Here is a 22,693-nt window from a genome sequence, read left to right as displayed (position 1 = left end):
AGGGGGCTTCTCGCTATGCCGGGTTGGCGTCGCGACGGACCAGCCCGGCCCGTAGAACGTTGACAGCTCCGACTGTGTCGGCGTGCGCGGTGTGGCCGCAGGCGGCGCAGTGGAACTTGTCCTGTGCGGGCCGGTTCTCCTTGGCGGTGTGCCCGCATTCGGGGCACCGCAACATCAACGATGTCACCCAGACCCTCGCCCCCATCGACGGCATCCCGCCCGTCGCGGGCCGTCCCGGCCGGCCCCGCCGCCGACCCGACGCCCTGCTCGGTGACAAGGGCTACGACTCCAAACCCCATTGTGACGAGCTGCGGCACCGACGGATCATGCCCGTCATCTCCCGCAAGGGTGCCCCGAACATCAAGGGCATGGGCAAGCTCCGCTACGTCGTCGAGCAGACCTTTGCCCTGCTCCACCACTTCAAACGCCTCGCCGTCCGATGGGAACGCCGCACCGAACTCCACGACGCCTTCGTCTCCCTTGCCTGCAGCCTCATCTGTCGGCGGCGTCTCAAGAAGGCCCGCTCATGATCGTGTTACGAGTTCTACGAGACCTGTGCAGCTGATGTTCCGGTCAGGGCTCGGTCCTGCCGCGTTGTGCTGTACGACAGGGTGGACACCTCCCGCGCGTGTCCACCCTGTTCGCTTTCTGCGTGTGCTGCGCGCGGTTGCCCTACATGAAGTAGCTGGCGCCCTTCAGGTCGCCGCCGCGGTAGTCGCCACCGGCGGTGCCGACGCGCTGGCCGATGCTGACCAGTGCCTGGTGGATGCCGGAGGCGTGGCGGTCCCACTCCTTGGTCTTCTTGGTGAATTCCTCGTAGGCCTCGCCGCCCCAGCCCGCGGCCGCGTCCAGCACGGCCTTCTTGAGGGCCTCGAGGTCCTCCTCGAGCTTCTTGGCCTGGTTGCCGAGTTCGGTGGCGAGCGCGTCCATGGTGCCGTAGGTGACGGCGAGTTCGTCGTAATGGGCTCCGGACATGTCTTCCTCGTTTCCTTAAGAGCCGGCGGGTCGTTTCCGGGGGCTCGCGTCAGTAGCTGCTGAGGGCAGAGGTCTTTCCACCGAGGTCGTCCACCGAGATCTTGGCGACGTCGGCCTCGATCTGGTCCTCGAGCTTGCGCTTGTCGGCCTTGTTCAGCTGGATGCCCTCGAGGAAGTCGTCGAGCATGCGGCCGATCGAGGCCATGTGGCTGTTGATCTCCGTCTGCTTCTTGTCGAAGGCCATGGCGCCCTGGCCCGTCCAGTTCTTCTCGATCATGTCGATCGTTCCCTGGAGGCGGGCGAGAGACTGCCTGATCGAGTCGTACCGGTCGACGACGTTCGTCTGGAGCTTCTCTACCTGGGCCTCGTAAAGCTTGCGGCCTTCAGCCATGTCGGCAGTCCCTTTCGTGAGAGCGGTGGTGCGGTGCGGTGGCACCGCGTGGTGGTGTGGTGGGTGGTCGGTTGCGCCAGGGGCCGGCTGTTGTGTGCCTTCCTATGCGCCTCGTCGTGAGCGGATCACGGCGAAGGCGCCGCCCCCGATCACCAGGGCCGCCGCTGCGGCTCCGAGGGCCACCCAGAGGGCGGTGTTCTCGGAAGTACCCGTGTCGGAGGCGGCTGTTGAGTTCTGGCCGTCCGACGTGTCCTTCGTGCCCTTCGAAGGCTGGGGGGACGGTGACGTGGTGGAGGCCACCGGGTCGCCCGATTCGTCCAGGACTCCGATGGCGTTTTCCCTGGCGAGGGGGTCGGTGCCGGGCGGGCCGGGCTTGAAGTCCTCGTCCATCAGGACCCTGCGCGGACGGATCAGGCCGTAGCCGAGGTACGTGCTCGGGTCATCCCTCGCCCAGTCGCGGCCAGCGGTGTCGATGAGGCTGGCGAGGACCTGGTTGGCGGTCCAGTCGGGGTGGGCGGACCAGACGAGGGCGGCGGCAGCGGCAGTGAGGGCAGTAGCAGAGCTCGTTCCTCCCCCTTGATCGCAGTACGCACGGAAGGTCGCGTCGCACCAGATGGGCATGTCCAGCCCCGGAGCCGCCAAGTCGACATAGTTGCCGTGCTCCGAGAACTTCGCGACTTTCCCGGACTCATCCGATGCGCCAACACCGACTACATAGGGATAGGCAGCAGGATAATCGATGAGGTTTTTACTTTCCGCGTCGTTGCCCACGGCGGCGAACATCAGCTTGCCCTTGGAATGGGCATATTTTACAGCCGACTCTGCTTCGGAGTCGTCACCCGGGCCTCCAAACGACATACTGATGATTTTGGCTTCGCTGTCAGCAGCAGCTCTGATCGCCTCGGCCGGGCTCGGAGCCTTACCTATCTCCGCCTTGTCCTTCAGACCATCGCTGAGCACAATCCGGTAAGGCACAACCCTGGCTCCGGGCGCAAGCCCCTTCATGCCTCCGCCCGCGCCGGTGCCAGCGATCAGTTCTGCCATGGTTGTGCCATGACCAACGTAATCATCAGTGGCCCCATAAGCGACAGCTTGTGGCACCTCGTCCGTGAGTACCTGCCCTTTCAGAGAAGGAGTCTCAGGGTTGACGCCAGTGTCGATGACCGCAACCTTGACTCCCTTTCCGGTGCTCACTTTCCACATCTCATCGGCTTTCATCGCCGACAGGTACCACTGCTGCGACTGGACGTCTGCAGCTGCTGCACCGGACGTGAGACCTGTCGAGAGGAGGACCACAGCCCCAAGTACTGAGCAGACGCCAGCGCCCCGTCTCCTGTGACGTCTCTGAGAGGGCGCACTCCGCCTGACGCGTCGGCTGAACCTTGACATCATGCCTCTGTCTGTCCTTCTTCAGTCCGGTCAGTCGGTCGCCGACGTGTCGCCACGTTGCTCATCGCGACGTGAACGACCCTCCCCGGAGCCGCGGTTGCTTGTGGCGCCACGTTGCGCCCCGGAGCCCTCGGAGATGCGTCCGCTGTTCCTTGTGCCAGGAACCCTTCCATTGGGCATTCCGACGACACCGTCAGGGCTGCTGACGGAACGGCGGGACGCCTGCCCTGTGTTCGACCTCGTAGGAGGCGATCCGATCACGCCGTGCTGACCGGGCCTCTGTCCAGCCGCGCGCGGGCCGGACACACCTTCGCCACCGATGACCGTGCCACGCGGCAGCTTGGAGCCGTTGCCGCCAGGCGCAGCGCCAGTAACGGGCCGCCCGCCGACAACGCCATCGCTGTTGCGCCCGAAACCACTGCGACTGGACGGTGAAGCTCCCATAGCACCCGTAGGACTGCGGGGGACACCTCCAACGTGTCCGGGCGCCGGCCCTGCGGGCTTCGGTACCCCGCCGACGATGCCGCGTCCCATAGGACCAGTTCCGGGACTCCCTGCTTGCCCCGGCAGCGCGGTACGTCCCACTGGTCCCAGAGGACCGGTCCCGCGGCTTCCCACCGGCCCCGGCGTAGCAGCACGTGGACTCTGGCCCGCGGGACCAGGTCCGGTACGAGCTGCCGGACCATTGCCTGCCGTGCCCCCGGCTCGTCCCTGCGCCGACGGGGGAACCTTGGCCGCGGGCATGCCGCGGGACCCCGCGGTACGCCCGGCGGCCCCGCGAAGGGCGGGTGGGACCGCGCTGGGGGCAATGGGAAGAATCGGCCCCTGCTGACCAACGGAGCCAGCCGTCGTCGGTGGTGTGGCCGTGGTCGGTTTCATGACCTCCTGCGGCGGCAACGTTCCGACGCTGTTGATCTCCGTGTTCACAGGCTGCTTCGGCGGCACGTCAGGCTTCGTTGTCTCTCTGGGAAGCGCCTGTTGCTCGTGCGGGTGCTGCCGCCCAGCCTCGACACTCGTCGCATCCTGATGTGTGGTGCGAGCCTCGTTGAGGGACGTGAGCAAGACTTGGTCTGCTACCGGTAGGCCCGGGGTGCGGTAGTCCGGCAGCGGCTCCGGCACCCCCACATCCGGCATCTTCGGGAACACCGGTTCCTCCGCCTTCGCCATCGTCCCCGCCGACACCGTGTAGAACGACGCCAGGCGGTACATCTGGTTGATGGCTTCCTGGCGGTGCTTCTCCGCCTTGACGGCTGCCGTGTACTCGTCGTTGCTGTCGACCCGCTTGGCCTCGGGGATCTCCTCGACCAGCTTGGGGTCGGTGCGGCTGTCGCGTGGGGGCATGGACTTGCGGACGGAGGCGAGGCCGGAGCCGGCGGCCATGACCTGGGTGCCGACGACGTCGGCGTAGTCGGCGATGCCTTCGGCGGTCTTGACGAGGCTGGTGGCCCATGTGGTGAAGGCGGTGCGGGACTCGCCCTTCCAGTCGATGCCCTCGATGTCGCGCTCGAGTTCCCCGGCGGCATCCCTGATGGCATCGCGGGCGTCGACCAGGGCCTTGCTTGCGGATTCCAGCAGTTCGGGGCCGGCGGACTCGACGATGTCGACCATGTCGTTGAGGTCGTAGCCCTCGAAGCTGGTGGAGCCGAAGTGAATACCACGGGTGGTACCGAAGGGGCCGAAGGGATTGACGATCTTGGTCATGTTCGTGACCGCGTCAAGTGTGCCGTTCTGCGCCAGCGCCTCTTGGCGCTCCTCCTGGTACGGGTCCGGCTTGTTCTTGTCTCCGCTCATCAGTACCCCGCGTCGGTGTGGTCGGCGCGGTTGTCACCCTTGCGGTGCTCGTTCAGCATCTCTTCCCGCGTCTGGTTGACCTCGGTCCGGATCTCGTGGAACCGGTAGCGCTGTTCGTCCTCGAGGTTGTCGAAGGTGACGTCCACGCCGTGTACGGCGATCTGCATGGCCTCCAGTTGGAGTCCCAGCGACTTGGAGAGGGCGGTGATGCGCTCGTGCACCCGCTCGTACTCCAGGTGGAGCTGCTTGCCCTCCGGGAAGGCGCCGCTGCCGAAGGCCGCCTCCGGCAGGCTGTGGGCCCGGACCTTCGATGGGCCGCCCGGCGATTCCTCGAAGGTGGAAAGCAGGTCGTCCACCCGCTTCTTGAACGTCGACAACGCCATCACACCGCGGCGCAGATCCGCCGCGCCTACGCCCCCGTATGCAGGAAGCACTCCGCTTTCCTCCCCGTTCTCCCCGTGCTGGGGCCGGATCCGCGCACGTCACCCGACGGTTCACGCGCTTGCGGTGATCACGACCGCAACCACAACGGAATCACAACGGAACCACTCTAGTGATACGCACCGACAGTCCCAACTGCCATATCCGGTCGCGGTACTGGCACTTGGCAGCCCTCACCCGTCATTCACCGGACAATACGGTTCTCACTTCGGTCGCGGACACCCCGACCGTGCTCCAGCGGTCTTTCTCACATTGCAGTGTGGTTCCTGCGAACGCCCGCCGTCCGGGGCCGTCTGCGCGCGTCCCGGATCGCCACCGCAGTCCCGCCCAGTCCCGCCACCAGAACTGCCGCGCCGACGGCGACGTAGGTCGCGAGGCGGGCGTTCCGTTCGTCGGCGGTCTCGCCGAGCGGGAGCTTCGCCGCGGCAGGCGCCTCGGCCGAGGCCAAACCCTCGTCGGAGCGGGGAGACTCGATCGGCCGGTCGTCCTCCGTCAGGGCGCGGACCGGGTCCACCACCCCCCAGCCGACCAGGCGGTCGTGGCCGGCGATGGTGCGTTCCGCGGTCTGTTCGATCTGGGCGACGATCTGGCGCCGGCTCCAGGTCGGGTGCTCGGCCTTGATGAGCGCCGCGAGGCCCGCGACGTACGGCGCGGAGAAGCTGGTGCCGTTGTCGGCGCAGTGGCCTCCCTGGGGAACGGTGGAGATGATGTCGACGCCCGGTGCCGCCACGTCGACGAAGTCGCCCGACTGGGAGAAGGACGCGCGCTCGTTGTTGCGGTCGGAGGCGGCGACGGCGAGGACGCCCTCGTAGGAGGCGGGGTAGGTCTTCTTGGTGTTGCCGCCGAGTCCGTCGTTGCCCGCCGATGCGACGACGACGATCTGCTGGGCCAGGGCCTCCTTGACGGCCGCTTCCAGCTTCGGGTCCGGTTCGACGGCGCCCGCGGTGTCCTGGGAGATGTTGATGACGTCCGCACCGGCCTGGGCGGCGTAGCTGATCGAGTCGGCGAGGGTGTCGGTGTCGCCGTGGCCCTCCGCGTCGTTCTGCTGGATCGGGATGATGGTCGCTTCGGGGGCCAGGCCCACGAAGCCGGTCCCGTCGGCGGGCCGGGCGGCGATGATGCCGGCGACCTTGGTGCCGTGACCGACGGTGTCGGTGGTGCCGTTCTCGTTGCCCCGGTCGAGGGGGCCGCCGTTCTCGTCCTTGAGGCCCTTGGGCAGGAAGTTGCGGCCGCTCTTCACGTCCACCGCGTTCTTCAGCTGCGGGTTCCTCACGTCGACGCCGGTGTCGATGACGGCGACCCGTACGCCCTTGCCCTTGGACTCGCTCCACAGTTCGTCGAGTTGGACGCGCTGGAGGGACCAAGGGCGGCCCGGGTAGGTGGCGTTGGGGTATTCGCACTGGCCGGAGAAGGAGTCCTCCGCGGCGGCCGGGGGCGCGACGGCCAGGGAGGCTGCCGTCAGCAGGGTCGCGGCGGCTGCCATCGGCAGAGGCAGGAGACGGAGACGGAGACGGAGGCGGGAGCGGGGGCCGGAGCAGAGGCGGAGGCGCATGCGTCGCATGGTGGGTGGCGTCCTCCGCTACGAGCCCTGCGGCTGGCGTGCCGCAGCCGTGGACAGGCGGGGGCCCGTGGGGAGGAACGCGGACCAGGCGGCGGGAATCGGCGCGGGGTCCACGTCGGCGTAGCCCAGGCGTGTCTGGGCCTGCTGGGCCTCCTGCTCCAACTGCTTCTTCTCCTCGGCCGACATGCCGATCCCGGCGTCGTCGGTGGCGCTGTCCGCGTTGGACTGCAGGACGTAGCGCAGGCCGGTGTCGGTGACCAGGAAGACGGGGCCCGCCTTCGTCTCCACGCCCTTGAACTGGCGGTAGAGCTGACCGGAGCCGGGCGTGACGTAGGCGCTGGAGGAACCGGCGGGGAGATCGGCCGGGAAGTCGGTGCCCGCCCAGGTGCTGAGGGTGGTGGCGCCCTTGCCGTCGACGCCGCGCAGGACGGTGCAGATTGTGTTGCGGCTGCCCTTGGTGTCCGACGCCGAGTTGACCGCCTCGGGGGTACCGGTCGGCCAGTCGTGCTCGGTGCCGAAGGGCTCGCCCGGGACGATCGCCCCGGGGCTCATGTCCAGTGCCTGACCGGCCTGCCCGACCTGAGCCAGGTCCTTGCTGAACAGCAGGAGCTGGGCGACGAAGGCGGACACCGGGGCGACCCGGCCGGGCAGCACGACGTAGTGCTGCTCCTTGTTGTTGTCGAACGCCTTGAGCACCGTGCCGACCTTGTCGGCCGACTCGCCGAGCCGGCCGGGGGCGTTCGCGGGTGCGCCGGGCGTGCCCTCGATGTCCGGGAAGGTGATCGGGGCCCCCTGGTGGAGGGCCGCCAACCACTCCCGGGACACCCGCTGGGGCTCGCGCCCGGAGCCGACGACCGTGCGCAGCAGCAACTCCAGGTCGGCACCGGTGTCCACCCCGTCGACCTGATACGCCGTACCGCCCGAGTCCACGATGAAACGCTTGCCGTCGGGGGCCACCACGTAGAGCAGTTCGCCGCCGGTCAGCTTCTGCTTGCCCTCGATCAGTTTCCTCTCGCGGTCGGCGAGGACCAGTGCGGCCTTCTGGATGGACCGGCCGCCCGCGCTCGGACGCTCACAGACCGCCCACCGCTTGGCGGTGCCCGCCTCCTCCTCGGAGGGCAGGCGGTCGGGGGCGTACGGGATGCCGATGGTGAGACCGTGCGGGATCCTGCCGCTGTCCAGGAGCGACTCGCTCACGGTGACGACGTCGCCCTTTCCCGGGGCGAGGAGGAGCTTGGCGGACGCCATGTTGAGCACCGGGTGCAGCTGGACCTCGTCGCCGGTCTTCAGAACGACGTATCGGGTGGTCGACTTTCCGGCGATGATCACCTTCTCGTTCGGGGTGTCCCAGCCCTTGGGCGCGGTGGGCTTGAACATGCCCCAGGCGCCGAACACGGCCATGACGATCACGCCGATGACGAGTCCGGGCACCACGCCCCGCAGGGGGCGCGGCGCACCTTCCTCGGAGCCGTGCGGGAACGACTGGACGAAGGCCGCGAGCAAGCGGCGCTTCGCGAAGGTGTAGGCGTTGAGTTGATCCCGCCGAGATGCCATTGGTGAGTGTCTCTCCCCGTGTCCCGCCCGTGTGCGTCCGCGTCCCGCCCATGCGCGTCCGCGTGCATCCGCGTGCACCCGGGCAACGCCGGGGATCGCCGTCCCCTGCCCGCCGATGTCGGACGCGGCCCCTACTATGCCTGGTGTGAGGGGGGAGTTGAGGGCCGGGTAGGGTGCCTGGGCCCTTCGGGGCCTGGTGCGGTGCCGGAGTTTCAGCGAGTTGTGGGCGAATCGGGGGGATGGAGTGATGGTTTCCGGAACGCGGGCCTCGAGCCGTGACCGGACGGGGGCACGCGGCTCCGCCGGGCCAGGGCGAGGGCCGGAGCCGCGGGCGACGCGGCAGCCGTCCGCGCGAGGCGGTCTCCATCTCAGGCTGCGTGCGGGGCGGCCGGGTTCGTTCCGGCTGCAACGGATCGTCCTGCTGGAGCTCGCGGCCGCCGTCCTCCTCACCGGGTGGGCCCTCGGCACCGTGACACTGGTGCCCGCCGCCGTTGTCGCCGTCGCGTTGGTCCTGCCGGCCTTCGTGCGTCGCCGGGGCCGCTCCCTGCCCGAATGGGTCGCCACGGCACGGGCTCTGCGCGTCCGGCAGAAGCGCGCACCGGAGCTGGTGGCAGCGCCCGGCACCGAGCCGGGACTCGCCCCGGCCCTGGAGTGCGATCCGAGCCTGCGCACGTACGCGTACGGCGGCCGGGAGCGGCGGCCCGTCGGCATCGTCGGGGACGGGACCTTCGTCACCGCGGTGGTGCAGGTGGAGGGGGACGCCACCGCCCTGCGCGCCGAGCGGAGCCGGCGGCCGCTGCCGCTGGCCTTGGTGCGGGACGCACTCGAGGTGGACGGAATCCTCCTGGAGTCGGCGCAGATCGTGCTGCACACGCAGCCCGCGCCCGCGCTGCACTTGCCGCGTCAGTCCGTGGCCGTCAGCAATTACGCGCCGTTGCAGGAGCAGACCGGCGCTCCCGCGGTACGGATCACCTGGATCGCGCTGAAGGTCGCCCCGGAGCTGTGTCCGGAGGCCGTGGCGGCCCGGGGCGGCGGCTTGGTCGGCGCGCAGAAGTGCGTCGTGCGGGTCGCCGACCACCTCGTCAGCAGGCTGACCGGCGCCGGGTTCCGCGCCACGGTGCTCGACGAGGAAGAGCTGACGTCGGCCATTGCCACGTCGGCCTGTGCCAACCCGCTGGTGACGGCCGAAGCGGGGCGGGCGAACCGGCAGGAGAGACGCACCGAGGAGTCCGGCCGGAGCTGGCGCTGCGACAACCGCAGGCACACCACGTACTGGATCCGCAGATGGCCTCACCTGGGCGGCGACCGCGGGATCTCCCTGGCCCAGTTCGTCGCGCAGATCACGGCGGTTCCCGCGCTCGCCACCACGGTCAGCCTCACCCTCGCGCGCGCGGACCGGGCGGACCGGCAGGAGATGTCGCTGCGGGGCCATCTGCGGGTCACCGGGCGCAGCTCCGAGGAACTGACCGAAGCGCGGCGTGCGCTGGAGAGTGCCGCACGGGAGGCCGGCGCCGCGCTGACGCGGCTCGACCGGGAACAACTGCCGGGTGTGCTCGCCACTCTGCCCCTCGGAGGTGTCCGGTGACCGCCATGACGACACGGACCGCTGACGGGCCGGACGGGTACGGCGTGCCGGGAGCCGCGGACGCACCGGCCGGTGCGCAGCCGCCGGTGGCCCGGCGGGCGCGCGGCCTGCTGCGCGCCGGTTTCGGCCTGCTCGGCCCACGCCACGGCCGCCACACCCTGTCCGCGGCGGACGTGGACACGCTGTCACTGCCCATCGGGGACGACGGGGTCGTCATCGGGGTGGACGCCGAGGGACAGGCGGCGGTGTTGGGGCTGAACCGGCCCACGCCGTACGAGGTCGTGCTCATCGGCGGTCTGTGGACGGCCCAGGTGTTCGCGCTGCGGGCCGCGGCGATCGGCGCGCGGGTGGCCGTGGAGACCGGGCGGGCGCAGGCGTGGACGCAGATGGTCCATGCCATGGGCGGCGGTCAGAACGGACTCGCGGTCTACGACGTGGGACGGGTACCGCCGCTGGGTGCCTCGGCCGGCACGCCGGTGCTGGTGGTGCGCGACTGCGGCATGCGGCCGCCGCGGGGACGTGTGGTCTCCGGGCCCTGGAAGTCGGTGCTGACGCTTCTGCCCTATCTCAGCCCCGTCGCGCCCCGGCTGATCCGGCAGGCGCGTCTCGTGGGCGTGCAGCGGGTATCGCCGGACGAGGCGGGGGAGTTGGGCCGCTCGATGGCCTTGCCCAGGGGTGATGTGGACGCGTTGCCGACCCTCGCGGACGGTGTCACTCTCTGGTGTGCCGACCGCGATCGGCAGTACGTGATGACCCAGCCGACGGACGCCGAGGTCGGGCTGCTGGGTACGCCGCGACGAATGGACTGAAGACGCGGCCGCTCGGCGGCACATGAGCGAAGCGTTTCGGTGCGTCCCTTCTTCGGCGCGGAACTCGCCTTGGCATGCGACGCGTTGTCCGGCGCGCCCGCGGACATGGCGGTGCCGCCGGCCAGGCCGTGACGGAACGGACGTGTACTGAGCGGCGGACGGGCCTGCCGGTGTGCCGACATCGACGATTAGGCTGGGACCGGGCGTCGGTGTCCCCAGGGGAGCCGGTGGGGCGGACGGCCGTGAATCGGACGAACTCGCAGCGCCCCTCAAACGGCCTCGGACAAGTCTGGACGACGAGAAATGGTCGCCTCAGCACGGCGTGAGGATGTTCGACCACACCAGGAGGAACTGTGAGCAGCGATCGGGACGGGACGCACGGGGGCTGGGCGACACCCGGCGATGGCCAGCCCGATGCGGAGTCCGCCGTCGAGACGACGGGCGAGTTCACCATCGACTACGCGCCGCCGGCCTGGTACACGCAGAACGCTTCGGGGAGTTCTGAGCCGAAGTCGGAGTCGGAGTCGGGGGCAGGAGCGGGGGCGGGGGCGGATTCGAGGGCCGGCACCTCGTCCTCTCCTCCCGCTTCCCCAGGGCCTGTTCCGCCGTTGCCCGGGTTGACTCCGCCGCCGCACGCGGTCGGCGCTCCTGGGCCTTCGTCCCCTCCGGCGCCGACATCAGGGGCGCCTTTCGCTTCGCCCGCGCCGGGCGCTCCCTTTGCACCGCCGGCTCCCGCGCCGGGCGCGCCGTTCACGCCGCCGGCTCCTCCCTCCGGGGGGCCGGGAGCCGTGCCACGGCTCCCGATGGGCAGCGGGTTCGAGCCGGAGCCGCAGTCGGCGCCCATGCCCGAGCCGGGCTCTGTTGTTCCTCCCGCGGCCGTGCCGGATCTTCCGGTCAGCGGGTTCGGCCGGGACTCCGGCAGCGGTGACCTCGAGAGCGGTGCCACCCTCCGCTTCTCCGCCGCCGCGCTGAAGCAGGAGATCCAGAACCGTGAGGCCGAGGCCGAGACCGAGGCCGAGACCGAAGCCGCGCCCGAGGCGGACGCGGAGCCGGAAACGCGGCCGGAGCCCGCCGACGAACAGGGCCTGACCGGCGACGACGAGCCCGCCGTTGCCTCCGCCCCCTTCGCTGCTGACGGCGCCGAGGACGGGGGCACCGACATCGCCGACGCCTCCGAATCGGCTGCGGAGGCCGACGAAGGCGACGAGTACGCCACGAACGACGACTTCGGCAAGCCGGGAACGGAACCCGGGGCCGAGGCGGAAGCGCCCGAGCCCGAGGACGCGAAGCCGGTGAGCGACGAACCGGTGACCGACGCGGCGCTCTCCGCGACCAGCGCGCCCGACGCGCCCGACGCGCCCGAGGACTCCGTACCTGTCTCGTCCGGCACCTCGGCCTCGGTGGCCTGGACTCCCCCGGCACCGCCCATCGTGCCGCCCCCGTCGCACCCCGTCGCGCCGGCGCCCGCGAGCCAGTGGCCGGCCCAGCCGCAGCAGGCGCCGCAGGCTCCTCCTGCAGCGCCCCCGGCACCGGTCGCTCCCGCACCGGCACGGCCGGAAGACGCGGGTGTGTCTGCCCAGCAGCCGCAGCAGCCCCCCTTCCAGCCGCAGGCGCCGCAGCCCGCACCCGCCGCCTGGAACACGCCGGACGGACCGATGCCACCGCACCCGGCACCCGCCCCGCCCACGCAGCAGCCGCAGCAGCCGCTCACTCCGCAGGCCGGATACGGCTTCCCGCAGGGGCACCCACAGCAGCCCGGAACGCCCCCACAGCCGCAGCAACCGCAGGCTCCGCAGCGGGGGTTCCCACTCCAGCAGCCCCAGCCGCCGCAGAACCCGCAGGCTGCCGTACCGCCTCAGCACATCGCACCTCATCCCCCGCAGGCCCAGCCGCAGCCGCCCGTCGATCCGCGTACCGGGGCCGCCTGGCCACAGCCCATCCGGCACGACCAGCGGCAGCCGACCAACCCCGGTGCCGCGCCGCTCGGTTACACCGCGGCCGTGGAATTGTCGTCGGACCGGCTGCTCAACAGCAGGAAGCAGAAGGCCAAGAGCAGCCGTCCCGCAGCAGGGGGGTCGCGTTTCAAGCTGGGCGGCAAGAAGGAAGAGGCCGAGCGGCAGCGGAAGCTGGAGCTGATCCGCACTCCGGTGCTGTCCTGCTACCGGATCGCCGTGATCAGCCTCAAGGGCGGTGTCGGCAAGACGACCACGACCACCGCGCTCGGCTCCACGCTCGCCACCGAGCGGCAGGACAAGATCCTCGCGATCGACGCCAACCCCGACGCCGGTACGCTCGGCCGCCGGGTGCGGCGGGAAACCGGGGCCACCATCCGTGACCTGGTGCAGGCGATCCCGCATCTCAACTCGTACATGGACATCCGGCGGTTCACCTCGCAGGCACCCTCCGGGCTGGAGATCATCGCCAACGACGTCGACCCCGCCGTCTCGACGACGTTCAACGACGAGGACTACCGGCGGGCGATCAACGTCCTGGGCAAGCAGTACCCGATCATCCTGACCGACTCCGGTACGGGTCTGCTCTACAGCGCCATGCGCGGCGTGCTGGACCTGGCCGATCAGCTCATCATCATCTCGACGCCGTCCGTGGACGGTGCGAGCAGCGCCAGTACGACGCTGGACTGGCTGTCGGCCCATGGGTACGCGGATCTCGTCTCGCGGTCGCTCACGGTCATCTCGGGTGTGCGCGAGACCGGCAAGATGATCAAGGTCGACGACATCGTGTCGCACTTCCGGACACGGTGCCGTGGCGTGATCGTCGTACCGTTCGACGAGCATCTGGCCGCCGGTGCGGAGGTCGACCTCGACATGATGCGGCCGAAGGTGCGGGAGGCGTATTTCAACCTCGCGTCACTGGTCGCCGAGGACTTCGTCCGGCACCAGCAGTCGCACGGCCTGTGGACCTCCGACGGCAACCCTCCGCCGGTTGCCGCCCCGCCACTGCCGGGCCAGTACGCTCCCGGCCAGTACGCTCCCGGTCAGCACGTCCCGGGGCAGTACGCCCCCGACCCGCCCTACCCGGGCCGGCAGGCACCGCACCCCCAGCAGGCTCCGCCTCCCCAGCAGCCGCAGCCGCAGCCCGGCCGGCAGCCGTACGCCCCGCCCCCCGCGCAGCCCGGTCAGCCCTACCCGCAGCCGGCCCCGGGCCGGCCGTACCCCCAGACGCCCGGCTACGGCTATCCGCAGGCGGGCGGGCCGGATCAGCACGGTCAGCCCGGCGGCGGACAGACGCCTCCTCCGCAGGGGCCGCCTCCGCAGCAGTAGCCGCCGCGCACATCACCCGGTCGGCCCCTTTCGAGGGGGCGGTCCCGTTTTCGGCCCGCACCGTTCGTACGCGGTGCGGGCCGTCCCCGTTTCCGGGTCGTACCACGGCGTCAGGCGCCGGCCAGGAGCGCTTCAGTGATCTCGGCCAATGGGCGCAAAGGGCTCGTCAATCCACTCCGCGCTGTCCGGTGGCACTGGAGTCCTGCGCGGTGGACGACCAGCCGCTGCGGGCGGCGGGACCGAGGCGACGGGCGGCGTGCGTACGGGTCGCGCAGGACGCGGCCGAGGAGCCAGGGGCCAGGTGCCTCTGGAGGAAGTGAGGCGTATCACCCCATGACGGTCTCCCCCGCTGCCGCCCCCGGCCCCACCGGGCCCCCAGCCCCTCGGAGCCCTCCTGCTCCCCCACCGGCTCCCCGCTGCTGAGCGCCCGGGGAGTACGGGTCGCCTTCCCCGGACGGCACGGCGCCGGTCCCGCCCGCGCGGTGGACGGTGTCGACCTCGGCATCCGGCCCGGTGGGATCGTCGCCCTGGTGGGCGAGTCGGGCTGCGGCAAGACGATCCTGTCCCGCGCCCTGTTGGGCCTGGTCGAGCCGACCGCGGGGCACATCTCCTTCGACGGGCGGCCGCTCGACCACTCCGGCCGTTCCCTCAAGGCGTACCGCAAACGGGTCCAGCTGGTCCTCCAGGACCCGAGCGGCTCGCTCGACCCCCGGCCCACGGTGTACGACGCGGTGGCCGAGGGGCTGCGCATCCACGGGTACGGCGGTGACGAGCGGGCAACGGTCGCGGAGGCCCTGTCGCGGGCCGGGCTGCGGCCGCCGGAGCGGTTCTTCCTGCGCTATCCGCACGAGCTGTCCGGCGGTCAGCGCCAGCGGGTGGTGATTGCGGGCGCGCTGGTCCTGGAACCCGAACTCCTCGTCGCGGACGAGCCGGTGGCCTCCCTGGACGCCTCCGTACGCGGCGAGATCCTGGCCCTGCTGCTCCGGCTCCGTGCCGAGTTGGGCCTGTCCGCGCTGGTGGTCACGCACGACCTCGGGCTGGCCTGGAACATCGCCGGCCGGGTCGCGGTGATGCACCTCGGCCGGATCGTGGAGACCGGGACGGTGGAGCAGGTGCTGACGCACCCCGGCACCCGTACACGCAGGCCCTGTTGCCGGTGCTTCCGGAAGCGCCGGGCGACCCGGTGGTCCTGAGCGGTGCACCCCCGGATCCGACCCGTGTTCCAGGGGGCTGCCGGTTCCACGCACGCTGCCGGATCCTGCTCGACGGGGAGGCGGACCGGGCGGGCGTCGCGGACGCGTGCCGGACCCGGGACCTGGAGATCCTCGACGGCGGAGGTGGGAGCGGAGGCGAGGGCACGGCCGGCCGGGTGGCCTGCCACTGGGCCCACGCGCGTGAGACCCGGGACCCGTCCGGGCCCTCCGCCCCGTCGCTGCGCGCGTGCAGGCCCGCGGGTGAAGGCCCTTCGTACGTGCCTACGGCGTGTCTACGGCCGTTCGGCCGCTGCCACCAGTTCCTTGCAGCGTCTGACGTCCGCGGCTATCTGCTCCATCAGCGCCTCGAGCGAGTCGAACTTCGCCTGGCCGCGGACGAAGGCGAGGAAGTCGACGGCGACGTGCAGGCCGTAGAGGTCCAGGTCGACGCGGTCGATGGCGTACGCCTCGACCGTGCGCTCGGTGCCGTCGAACTGGGGGTTGGTGCCGATGGAGATCGCGGCCGGCATGGCCTCGCCCTGGGCGTGCAGCCAGCCCGCGTAGACGCCGTCGGCGGGGATGGCGGTGTGCGGGAGCGTCTCGACGTTGGCGGTGGGGAAGCCCAGTTCGCGGCCGCGCCGGGCGCCGCTGACGACCACGCCCTCCACCCGGTGCGGGCGGCCCAGGATCTCGGCGGCGCCCTCGACCTCACCCTCGGCGATCAGGCGGCGGGTGAGTGTGGAGGAGAACGGCTCGCCGCCGCCGGCCTCACCGCTCACGTACAGATCGACGACCTCGACCTCGAAGTCGTAGATCTTGCCCTGTTCCACGAGGAAGTCCACGGTGCCCGCGGCCCGGTGGCCGAAGCGGAAGTTGGGGCCCTCGACGACCGCCTTGGCGTGCAGTTTGTCGACCAGGACCTTGCCCACGAACTCGGCCGGCGACAGCTTCGAGAAATCCGTGGTGAAGGGGAGGATCAGGACCGCGTCCACTCCCAGCTCGGTCATGAGTTCCGCGCGGCGGTGATGCGGTGCGATCAGCGGCGGGTGGCTGCCGGGGCGGACGACCTCGCTGGGGTGCGGGTCGAAGGTGACGACGACCGCGGGGACGCCCAGTTCCCGGGCCCGGTCCACGGCGTGCCTGATGATCAGCTGGTGCCCTCGGTGGACTCCGTCGTAGGAACCGATGGTGACGACGCTGCGCCCCCAGTCCTGAGGGATGTCCTCCAAGCCACGCCAGCGCTGCACTGCCTGCTCCTTGTCGAAACCTTGTCGGGCCGAGTCCGTGGACTTCTCCTACGCAGGTCTAAGGGTGCCATGCCGACCGCCGTCGGCTCGCATCGGCATCGGCGCTCCGGCAGTGTGACGCTGTGCACTCCCGGGTGCGGCTCAGACGGGAACGCCCACTCCCGCCCGGGTCTCGATCATCCGCCGGGTGCCGGGTCCGACCACGTCCGCCCACTCCTGGGGCGCGTCCGCCAGCCAGTGGGCCAGGGCGGCGGCGAAGCCCGGGACGTGCCGCCCCAGGTCGGTCAGGACGTGGTCGAAGCGGGCGGCGCCCTCGGGGGTGCGGACGAGGAGCAGCCCGGTGCGGCGGACGAGCTCGCGCGCGGGGTCGCCGGTCCGCCGGGGGTCGTCGACGTGGCGGGGGTCGTCGGTGTGGCGGGCGGCGGCGCCGAGCACCGCGGCCAGTAGGCCGGGGTCGTGGTCGTGGGTGAGGAGCGGGTCCAGCGGTTCGCGGCGCAGGGGGCGCGAGGCGGGGGTGCCGGGCTCGGCGAGGGCACCGGCGAGGGCGGCCCGCAGCGGCTGCGGTCCGGCGTCCAGCAGGCCGGTGAGCAGGGGCAGGAGGACGTCGCGGCCGGCCGGTTCCTGGTCCGGGCGCGGGTCCGCGTACGCGGCCGGCTGTCCCGCGAGGTCCGGCCACCGCTCCACCGCCGCCCTCACCAGCGCGGCGACGCGGGGGGCCGGGCCGGGCGTGTCGGTGTCGGCATCCGCTTTGGTGGGAACGGGCACCTCGGCGGGGGTGTCCGGTGTCCCGCCGGCGTCCGACCGGGCGAGCCTCGCCCGGAGGCCGTCGAGGACGGCCTCCGGGTGGGTGGCGAGGGCGCGGGCCGGCGCGCTCGGCGGGACGTACGGGTCGCCGGCCACGATGTGTTCCAGAGCCCGCGCGAGGTGGCGGTCCCTGCCGCTCGGGTCCTGGACGAGCAGGGCGAGCGCGCCGCCGTGCAGGGCGCGGTCGCCGGTACGTACGAGCAGGGCGAGGGCCGCGTACCGCAGCAGGGTGCGGTCGGTCTCGTCACGGGCGTGCGGTGCGGCCAGCAGCCCGTAGGTCACCGCTGCCGCGCGGCGGCCTGGGCGCTCGTCGCGCGCCCAGCGGCCGACGGCCCGGCACACCACCGAAGGGTCTTCCTCGGCCAGCACGCCGAGCAGTTGTCCGGCCCGCCGGTGCGGGCTGTCGGCGAGCGCCTCGGTCAGGGTGTCCGGGGCGCGGTACCGGTGGGTGTGCAGCAGTGCCTGTGCCGCCGTCGCGACCGTCGCGTGCGGGGTGGCGGGCAGCGGTCGTTCGTCCTCGAACCACCGGACGAGGTGCGGGAGTACGGCGACGGGGTCGGCACTGAACAGGCGGGAGGCGGCGTCCAGGAACCGGGGACCGGCCTCGCACGGGGGGCCGTCGGCGTGGACGAGTCCGCGCAGCAGCTCGAAGCCGGTCTCCAGAGGTAGGGGGAGAGCGGTCCAGAAGGCGGGGCCCAGCTCACCGGGCACCGGCCGCCGCTGCTGCCGCCAGGCCACGATCCGGTCGGCCAGCAGCCGCAGCACCCTGGTGTAGGGCGTCGCGTCGGGCACGCGCGCGAGGGTCTCGGTGAGCAGCCGGACGGCCCACCACGAGCCGGTCCCGGCGTCGAGGGCGTGCACCAGGTCAGCGAGCCGGGAGGCGAGCGGGCCTGTGCCGTGCTGCCGGGCGAGCAGGAGCATGGCCTGGACGACGGGTCCGACGCGGTGGTGCGGCACGGGGGTGGTGTCGGGGTCGTGAGGGGCGCCGAGGTCGTCGTGGACCAGGGCACGCAGAGCCCCGTCCAGGTCCAGGTGGGTGCCCTGGAGCCAGTCGGCGAGTTCCTCGTGGGCGAAACGGTAGCCGGTCCCGGCGGGGACGAGGAGGCCCTCGGCGAGTACGGCGGGGGCCCAGCCGGTGCCGCCGCCGAGCCCGGCCGGTGCCGCCCTCCACGGGAACACCGCCTCGAACGCCTCCCGGTCCAGCTCGCCCTGCCCGGGGCCGAGGCTGCGCCGGGCGGCCTCGTGCACCTGCCCGGAGACCCTGGCGGCCAGCCGGCGTACGGCGGTACCCCTCAGCCCGCTCTCGGCGGCGAGGCGAACGGCCACGCGCAGGCACATCAGGTCCAGGTGGGCGGAGAGGACATCGTGGCGGTCCGCGCGGGCGTCCGGCGCGTCCGGGGCGTCGGCGAGGGCGGCCCTGACCTCCGCGAGCAGCCGGAGCGTCAGCGGGTGCCGGGTGTCGGCCGGGGAGCCCTCCGGGATGCCGTAGCGGGCCCGTGCCTCGATGGCCTCGTCGGCGGTCAGGTCGCCGAGACGCACGCACGCGGGAAGACCCTCGGCCGTGGGCCCGCCCGGGGACTCGCCTCGATGCCCGCCCCGGTGTCGGTGCAGCAGCTCCGCCGGGAGGAGCGCGCCCGCGCTCTCCCAGTACTCCGCGCGGCATCCCACCACCAGGCGCGCCCCGCTCCGCCGCAGCCACCGTGCCGTCCCGTCGCTCCACTGGGCGAGGCGGCCGGCCAGGAGGGGCGGCATCTCCTCGGGGCCGTCGAGGAGGAGCAGCAGCGGACGGCCGGCGAGGCGGGCCAGGCCGGCGAGGCGGGCCGGGCCGGTGTCGCCGAGGCGTTCGGGTCCGGCCGGGATCCGGATGCGGGAGGCGGTGATGATGCGGGCGGCCCGGTCGAGCGCCCGCTGGGCCGCGTCGGCGACGGAGAGGTCGTCCTCCCGCAGATCGGCGCCGCGCAGCCACAGCGTGGGGCCGCCGGCGCGGTGGCGGCGGGCGGCGAGCGCCGCGAGTTCCGTCGTACGGCCGCTGCCGGGCGGTCCGACGAGGCCGAGGACCGCGGCCGGGCCGTGCTCGAACGCGGTGAACTCCGCGGTGACGGCGGCCCGTTCCACCGGAACGACGTCGCCGGGGGCGAGGGCGCCCGACGGGCCGTCCTGCCCGACCGAGGTGGCGGTGAGTTCCAGCACGCCGGCGAGGTTGAGGTCGGTGCCGTACGCCGGGACCGTCGCCGCGTTCTCGGCGAGGAGGGCTGCGAGGGGGCCCGGGGCGGGGCGGAGCGGCACGGCGAAGCAGCCGACGCGGCCGCCGGAGCGGAGCGCGGTGCCGAGGACGCCGAGGACGGCGCCGGTGGCGGCGTCGAGCACCGGGCCGCCGGCCGCTCCGCCGCCGGTGCGCAGCGCGTCACGGCCGGTGGTGCCGATGGCCAGCTCCAGCGCGTCGTCGAGGATGTGGCAGCGCTCGGTGGTGGTGTACGTGGTGGTGTACGTCACGGTGGTCGCGCCGAGTACGCGCGCCTCGCGCCAGCACCCGGCGGCGATCCGCACGTAGGCGCCGCTGTCGAGGCGGTCCCGCGCGGTGACGGGCAGCGGATCGGCGCCGAGTCCTTCGGCCTGCACGAGGGCGAGGCCGAGCTCGGGCAGCGGAGTGACGGCGTCGGCTCCCACGACGCGGTGGCGGTCGCCGGGGGCGCGCAGGACGAGGCCGGGGAGGCCGTCGACGGCCTCGTGGCTGGTGATCAGCGTGCCGTGGTGGTCGGCGGGGAAGGCAAGGCCGCGCGGGCGGCCGTCGAGGTCCTGGACACGGACGAGGACATCGGTGGGCAACGGCTCCCGCCGGGCCCGAGGGGCCTCCCCCGGACTCCGGCCGGCCGGGTCGTGGAGCGTGTCCCGCTCATGACGGGACGGGTCGCGCGACGTCATCGTCGAACCTTCATGCCGTGTCTTCGTGCTGTGCCTTCGACTGTCTCGGCTCGACAGTAGGGCCGGGTGATCGGCGGCACAGCACCCTCGGCAAACGCGCCCCCTTCCGCTCCCCCCGTTCACTCCGAGCGCCTGCACTTACGGGTGAAAGGACGGTCACCAGTGGATACACCTTGGATGTGGGGGAACCGAGGGGGACCGTGGAGCGGCGGCATGCAGTCCCCGTGACGCCGTTCCACGGGCGGACCCTGCGGCGCCGGGCTGCTGGTGGGGACGGCGGGTCCGCACGGACTGTGCGGACCCGTCAGGCCGGTCGGACCCGTCAGGCCGGTCGGACCCGTCGGGCCCTCATAGGGTCACGCCGGTGGAACCACGGGGCGGTCGCGCCGCAGGTCGGCCGGGCAAGCCGGTCGGCCGGCGAGACCGCTACGGCCGATCGCACGGCCGGCCCGGCCCTTCCGACGCAACCGGTCGGTCAGTCACGCCGGCAAAGCCCGGCGACAACGGCGGTCACGCGGTGAGCATGCAAGGCTCACCGCGCGGCGGACCGATCAGGCCGTTCACCGGGTCGTACCACTGAGCGGTGTGCCGGCCGGGTGGTGGGCCGGTGGGGGCCGGCACCATGCCTGCCCACCCTGTGAGCCTGCCGGCCGATCCGTCGGCCCGCCCGGCCGTCAGCCGAAGACCGCGAGGCTCTTGGCCTTGCCCCGGTGCGCCTCGACGAGGGCGAGGAAGGTGCCCTCGGGGTCGAAGACGGCCACCGGACCGGTGCCCGCGTACTCCTCGGGCATCTCCAGGCGCACGCCGTTGGTGAGCAGCCGGGCGCGCCGGGCGTCGACGTCCCAGCGGGGGAAGGCCGCCGCGGCGGCCTCCGCGATCGGCAGCACGGCCAGTTCCTGCTGGAGCCGGTCGAGGGTGCGGGCCGCGTCCAGCTTGTACGGGCCGACGCGGGTCCTGCGCAGCACCGTGAGGTGACCGCCGACGCCCAGGTCGGCGCCCAGGTCGCGGGCGAGGGCCCGGATGTACGTACCGGAGGAGCAGACGACGGAGACGACCAGGTCGAGCACCGGGGTGCCGTTCCCGGCGACGGCCGGGCGGACGTCGTACACGGTGAACGAGGAGACGGTGACCGGCCGGGCCGGAATGTCGAACTCCTCGCCCTCGCGGGCCCGCTTGTAGGAGCGCACTCCGTCGATCTTGATGGCGCTGACCTTGGACGGCACCTGCATGATGGCACCGGTCAGCTTGGCCACCCCGGCGTCGACGGCCTCGCGGGTGACCCCGGAGGCGTCCGTGGACGAGGTGATCTCGCCCTCGGCGTCGTCCGTGAGAGTGTCCTGCCCGAGCCGGATGGTGCCCAGGTACTCCTTCTCGGTCAGCGCGAGGTGGCCGAGGAGTTTGGTGGCCCGCTCGATGCCGAGGACGAGGACGCCCGTCGCCATCGGGTCGAGCGTGCCTGCGTGGCCGACGCGGCGGGTCCGGGCGATGCCGCGCATCTTGGCGACCACGTCGTGCGAAGTGAAGCCCGACGGCTTGTCGACGATGACAAGGCCGTCGGGCGTGGTGTGCTTCTGGGTCATTCGGCGGTGTCGCCCGTCTCTGCGTCCTCGGGGTCCGCTGCGTCCGCTGCGTCCTCTGCGTCCTCGGGTTTGCGGTACGGGTCGGCCCCGCCCGCGTACGCGGCGCCCGCGGACGCCTCGCGCACCTTGGCGTCGGACTGGCGCGCCCTGTCGAGGAGGTCCTCGATGTTGCGCGCGGTGTCCGGGAGCGCGTCCATGACGAACGCCAGGGTCGGCGTGAACTTCACGCCCGCCGCCCGGCCCACCTCGGAGCGCAGGATGCCCTTGGCACTCTCCAGGCCCGCCGCGGCGGCCTTCCGCTCCTCGTCGTCCCCGTACACCGTGTAGAAGACGGTCGCCTCCCGCAGGTCACCCGTGACCCGGGTGTCCGTGATGGTGACGTGCGTGCCGAGCCGCGGGTCCTTGATCCCGCGCTGCAGCTTTTGGGCCACCACCTCCCGAATGAGGTCCGCCAGCCTTTTCGCCCGCGCGTTGTCGGCCACTGGTCCGTCTCCCGTTCTTTCCTGTCCGAGTTGTCAAAGCTCCGCGTTCCCGGAGTCTGGATTCGTCAGTCGTCCTCGCCGCGGAAGCGCCGCCTGACGGACAGCAGCTCCACCTCGGGGCGCCCGGCGACCAGCCGCTCGCACCGGTCCAGTACGTCGGTCAGGTGCGCCGCGTCGCCGGACACCACCGCCAGGCCGATGACGGCCCTGCGATGAAGATCCATGTGATCCACCTCGGCCGCGCTCACCGCGTACTTCCGCTGGAGCTCGGCGACGATCGGGCGGACGACGGAGCGCTTCTCCTTCAGCGACCTGACGTCGCCGAGGAGGAGGTCGAAGGACAGCGTCCCCACATACATGCACAACCGGTTCACCCGCCGGTACGGGATCGGCGTCCCCGCCGTCCGTGGTGGGCAGGGACATCAGAACCGTACATCGAAGGGGCGGGCCGATCGACGGATATTACGCTCCGTGGACCCGCCGGTGAGCGTACCCGGCCCGGCCCCCCGGTTTCGTGACCCGTCCCCGCCCCTGTGCCCGTCCCTGGACACGTGTGCCGGGCGGGGGGGCCCCGGGGGCGGGGGGCGGGCCCCCCCCCGGGGGGGGCCGCCCCGGGGGGGGGGGGGGGCGGGGTGGGGGGGGGGGCGGGGGGGGGCGCGGGCGCGGGGCCGGTTGCGCAGGGGGTACC

At 72.1% G+C, this 22,693-nt stretch carries 17 protein-coding genes and 1 pseudogene; 5 read left to right on the top strand and 13 right to left on the bottom strand.

The annotated features are described in order from the left end of the window. Positions 1-13: 13 nt before the first annotated feature. Entirely contained in the window at positions 14-175 is a 162-nt protein-coding gene (locus ACFYQA_RS31615) for a zinc ribbon domain-containing protein (protein WP_388925198.1), read from the bottom strand. On the opposite strand from ACFYQA_RS31615, the gene ACFYQA_RS31610 reads away from it, so the two are divergent. Further along, the gene (locus ACFYQA_RS31610; protein ID WP_388925195.1) at positions 147-530 is read left to right on the top strand and encodes a transposase; all 384 of its coding nucleotides are present in this window, start codon (positions 147-149) and stop codon (positions 528-530) included. The genes ACFYQA_RS31615 and ACFYQA_RS31610 overlap by 29 nt on opposite strands. A gap of 142 nt (positions 531-672) precedes the next feature. Here the strand turns inward: ACFYQA_RS31610 and ACFYQA_RS31605 are convergent, their stop codons facing one another. The 7 genes from ACFYQA_RS31605 to eccB all read right to left on the bottom strand — a co-directional run bounded on the left by ACFYQA_RS31605 (position 673) and on the right by eccB (position 8,102). Beyond that, positions 673-975, bottom strand: a complete 303-nt coding sequence (locus ACFYQA_RS31605) for a WXG100 family type VII secretion target (protein ID WP_332430964.1) — start codon at positions 973-975, stop codon at positions 673-675. Between the two features lie 49 nt (positions 976-1,024). Then, complete coding sequence (locus ACFYQA_RS31600) at positions 1,025-1,366, bottom strand: WXG100 family type VII secretion target (protein ID WP_388925191.1); 342 nt, start codon at positions 1,364-1,366, stop codon at positions 1,025-1,027. A 102-nt stretch (positions 1,367-1,468) separates the two neighbouring features. Then, positions 1,469-2,584 carry a S8 family serine peptidase gene (locus ACFYQA_RS31595; protein ID WP_388925188.1) on the bottom strand — a complete coding sequence of 372 codons (1,116 nt, stop codon included), beginning with the start codon at positions 2,582-2,584 and terminating at the stop codon, positions 1,469-1,471. 201 nt (positions 2,585-2,785) lie between these two features. Continuing rightward, the gene (locus ACFYQA_RS31590) at positions 2,786-4,456 is read right to left on the bottom strand and encodes a hypothetical protein (RefSeq protein ID WP_388925185.1); all 1,671 of its coding nucleotides are present in this window, start codon (positions 4,454-4,456) and stop codon (positions 2,786-2,788) included. 89 nt (positions 4,457-4,545) lie between these two features. Continuing rightward, on the bottom strand, positions 4,546-4,980 hold the full coding sequence (locus ACFYQA_RS31585; protein ID WP_388925182.1) for a hypothetical protein: 435 nt from the start codon (positions 4,978-4,980) through the stop codon (positions 4,546-4,548). 254 nt (positions 4,981-5,234) lie between these two features. After that, a complete protein-coding gene (mycP, locus tag ACFYQA_RS31580; protein ID WP_388925179.1) occupies positions 5,235-6,470 on the bottom strand; it encodes a type VII secretion-associated serine protease mycosin in 1,236 nt (411 codons plus the stop codon). Between the two features lie 96 nt (positions 6,471-6,566). Further along, complete coding sequence (gene eccB, locus ACFYQA_RS31575; protein ID WP_388925176.1) at positions 6,567-8,102, bottom strand: type VII secretion protein EccB; 1,536 nt, start codon at positions 8,100-8,102, stop codon at positions 6,567-6,569. A 247-nt stretch (positions 8,103-8,349) separates the two neighbouring features. Between eccB and eccE the strand changes: the two genes are divergently transcribed. The 4 genes and pseudogenes from eccE to ACFYQA_RS31555 all read left to right on the top strand — a co-directional run. Then, positions 8,350-9,687 (top strand): type VII secretion protein EccE, encoded by a 1,338-nt coding sequence (gene eccE / locus ACFYQA_RS31570; RefSeq protein ID WP_388925173.1) that lies wholly within the window; start codon positions 8,350-8,352, stop codon positions 9,685-9,687. After that, a complete protein-coding gene (locus ACFYQA_RS31565; protein WP_388925170.1) occupies positions 9,684-10,496 on the top strand; it encodes a hypothetical protein in 813 nt (270 codons plus the stop codon). The genes eccE and ACFYQA_RS31565 overlap by 4 nt, the downstream gene beginning before the upstream one ends. A gap of 353 nt (positions 10,497-10,849) precedes the next feature. Then, positions 10,850-13,777: an SCO5717 family growth-regulating ATPase gene (locus ACFYQA_RS31560; RefSeq protein ID WP_388925167.1), complete on the top strand. Its 2,928-nt coding sequence runs from the start codon at positions 10,850-10,852 to the stop codon at positions 13,775-13,777. Positions 13,778-14,193: 416 nt separating this feature from the next. Next, positions 14,194-15,173: pseudogene (locus ACFYQA_RS31555) on the top strand (ABC transporter ATP-binding protein); the annotation flags it as partial. Positions 15,174-15,263: 90 nt separating this feature from the next. Here ACFYQA_RS31555 and ACFYQA_RS31550 read toward each other — a convergent pair. The 5 genes from ACFYQA_RS31550 to ACFYQA_RS31530 all read right to left on the bottom strand — a co-directional run bounded on the left by ACFYQA_RS31550 (position 15,264) and on the right by ACFYQA_RS31530 (position 22,364). Continuing rightward, complete coding sequence (locus tag ACFYQA_RS31550) at positions 15,264-16,217, bottom strand: bifunctional riboflavin kinase/FAD synthetase (RefSeq protein WP_388925164.1); 954 nt, start codon at positions 16,215-16,217, stop codon at positions 15,264-15,266. A 141-nt stretch (positions 16,218-16,358) separates the two neighbouring features. Next, positions 16,359-19,943: a serine protease gene (locus tag ACFYQA_RS31545; protein ID WP_388925161.1), complete on the bottom strand. Its 3,585-nt coding sequence runs from the start codon at positions 19,941-19,943 to the stop codon at positions 16,359-16,361. A gap of 674 nt (positions 19,944-20,617) precedes the next feature. Further along, positions 20,618-21,523 carry a tRNA pseudouridine(55) synthase TruB gene (gene truB / locus ACFYQA_RS31540; protein ID WP_388925158.1) on the bottom strand — a complete coding sequence of 302 codons (906 nt, stop codon included), beginning with the start codon at positions 21,521-21,523 and terminating at the stop codon, positions 20,618-20,620. Next, positions 21,520-22,005, bottom strand: a complete 486-nt coding sequence (rbfA, locus tag ACFYQA_RS31535) for a 30S ribosome-binding factor RbfA (protein ID WP_388925156.1) — start codon at positions 22,003-22,005, stop codon at positions 21,520-21,522. Before rbfA ends, truB begins: the two co-directional genes overlap by 4 nt. Before the next feature lie 65 nt (positions 22,006-22,070). Next, entirely contained in the window at positions 22,071-22,364 is a 294-nt protein-coding gene (locus tag ACFYQA_RS31530; protein ID WP_388925154.1) for a DUF503 domain-containing protein, read from the bottom strand. Positions 22,365-22,693 lie beyond the last annotated feature (329 nt).

Origin of the sequence: Streptomyces sp. NPDC005774, from assembly GCF_042871645.1 — a bacterium.
GTDB classification, from domain to species: Bacteria; Actinomycetota; Actinomycetes; order Streptomycetales; family Streptomycetaceae; genus Streptomyces; species Streptomyces pratens.
This window is presented reverse-complemented; position numbering and strand designations above follow the sequence as displayed.

Excerpts from the sequence above, each read along its gene's own strand:
- ACFYQA_RS31615 (WP_388925198.1), bottom strand. The coding sequence starts at position 175 with ATGTTGCGGTGCCCCGAATGCGGGCACACCGCCAAGGAGAACCGGCCC.
- ACFYQA_RS31605 (WP_332430964.1), bottom strand. The coding sequence starts at position 975 with ATGTCCGGAGCCCATTACGACGAACTCGCCGTCACCTACGGCACCATG.
- ACFYQA_RS31600 (WP_388925191.1), bottom strand. The coding sequence starts at position 1,366 with ATGGCTGAAGGCCGCAAGCTTTACGAGGCCCAGGTAGAGAAGCTCCAG.
- ACFYQA_RS31595 (WP_388925188.1), bottom strand. The coding sequence starts at position 2,584 with ATGAAAGCCGATGAGATGTGGAAAGTGAGCACCGGAAAGGGAGTCAAG.
- ACFYQA_RS31590 (WP_388925185.1), bottom strand. The coding sequence starts at position 4,456 with ATGACCAAGATCGTCAATCCCTTCGGCCCCTTCGGTACCACCCGTGGT.
- mycP (WP_388925179.1), bottom strand. The coding sequence starts at position 6,470 with ATGGCAGCCGCCGCGACCCTGCTGACGGCAGCCTCCCTGGCCGTCGCG.
- eccB (WP_388925176.1), bottom strand. The coding sequence starts at position 8,102 with ATGGCATCTCGGCGGGATCAACTCAACGCCTACACCTTCGCGAAGCGC.
- eccE (WP_388925173.1), top strand. The coding sequence starts at position 8,350 with ATGGTTTCCGGAACGCGGGCCTCGAGCCGTGACCGGACGGGGGCACGC.
- ACFYQA_RS31545 (WP_388925161.1), bottom strand. The coding sequence starts at position 19,943 with ATGACGTCGCGCGACCCGTCCCGTCATGAGCGGGACACGCTCCACGAC.
- truB (WP_388925158.1), bottom strand. The coding sequence starts at position 21,523 with ATGACCCAGAAGCACACCACGCCCGACGGCCTTGTCATCGTCGACAAG.
- ACFYQA_RS31530 (WP_388925154.1), bottom strand. The coding sequence starts at position 22,364 with ATGTATGTGGGGACGCTGTCCTTCGACCTCCTCCTCGGCGACGTCAGG.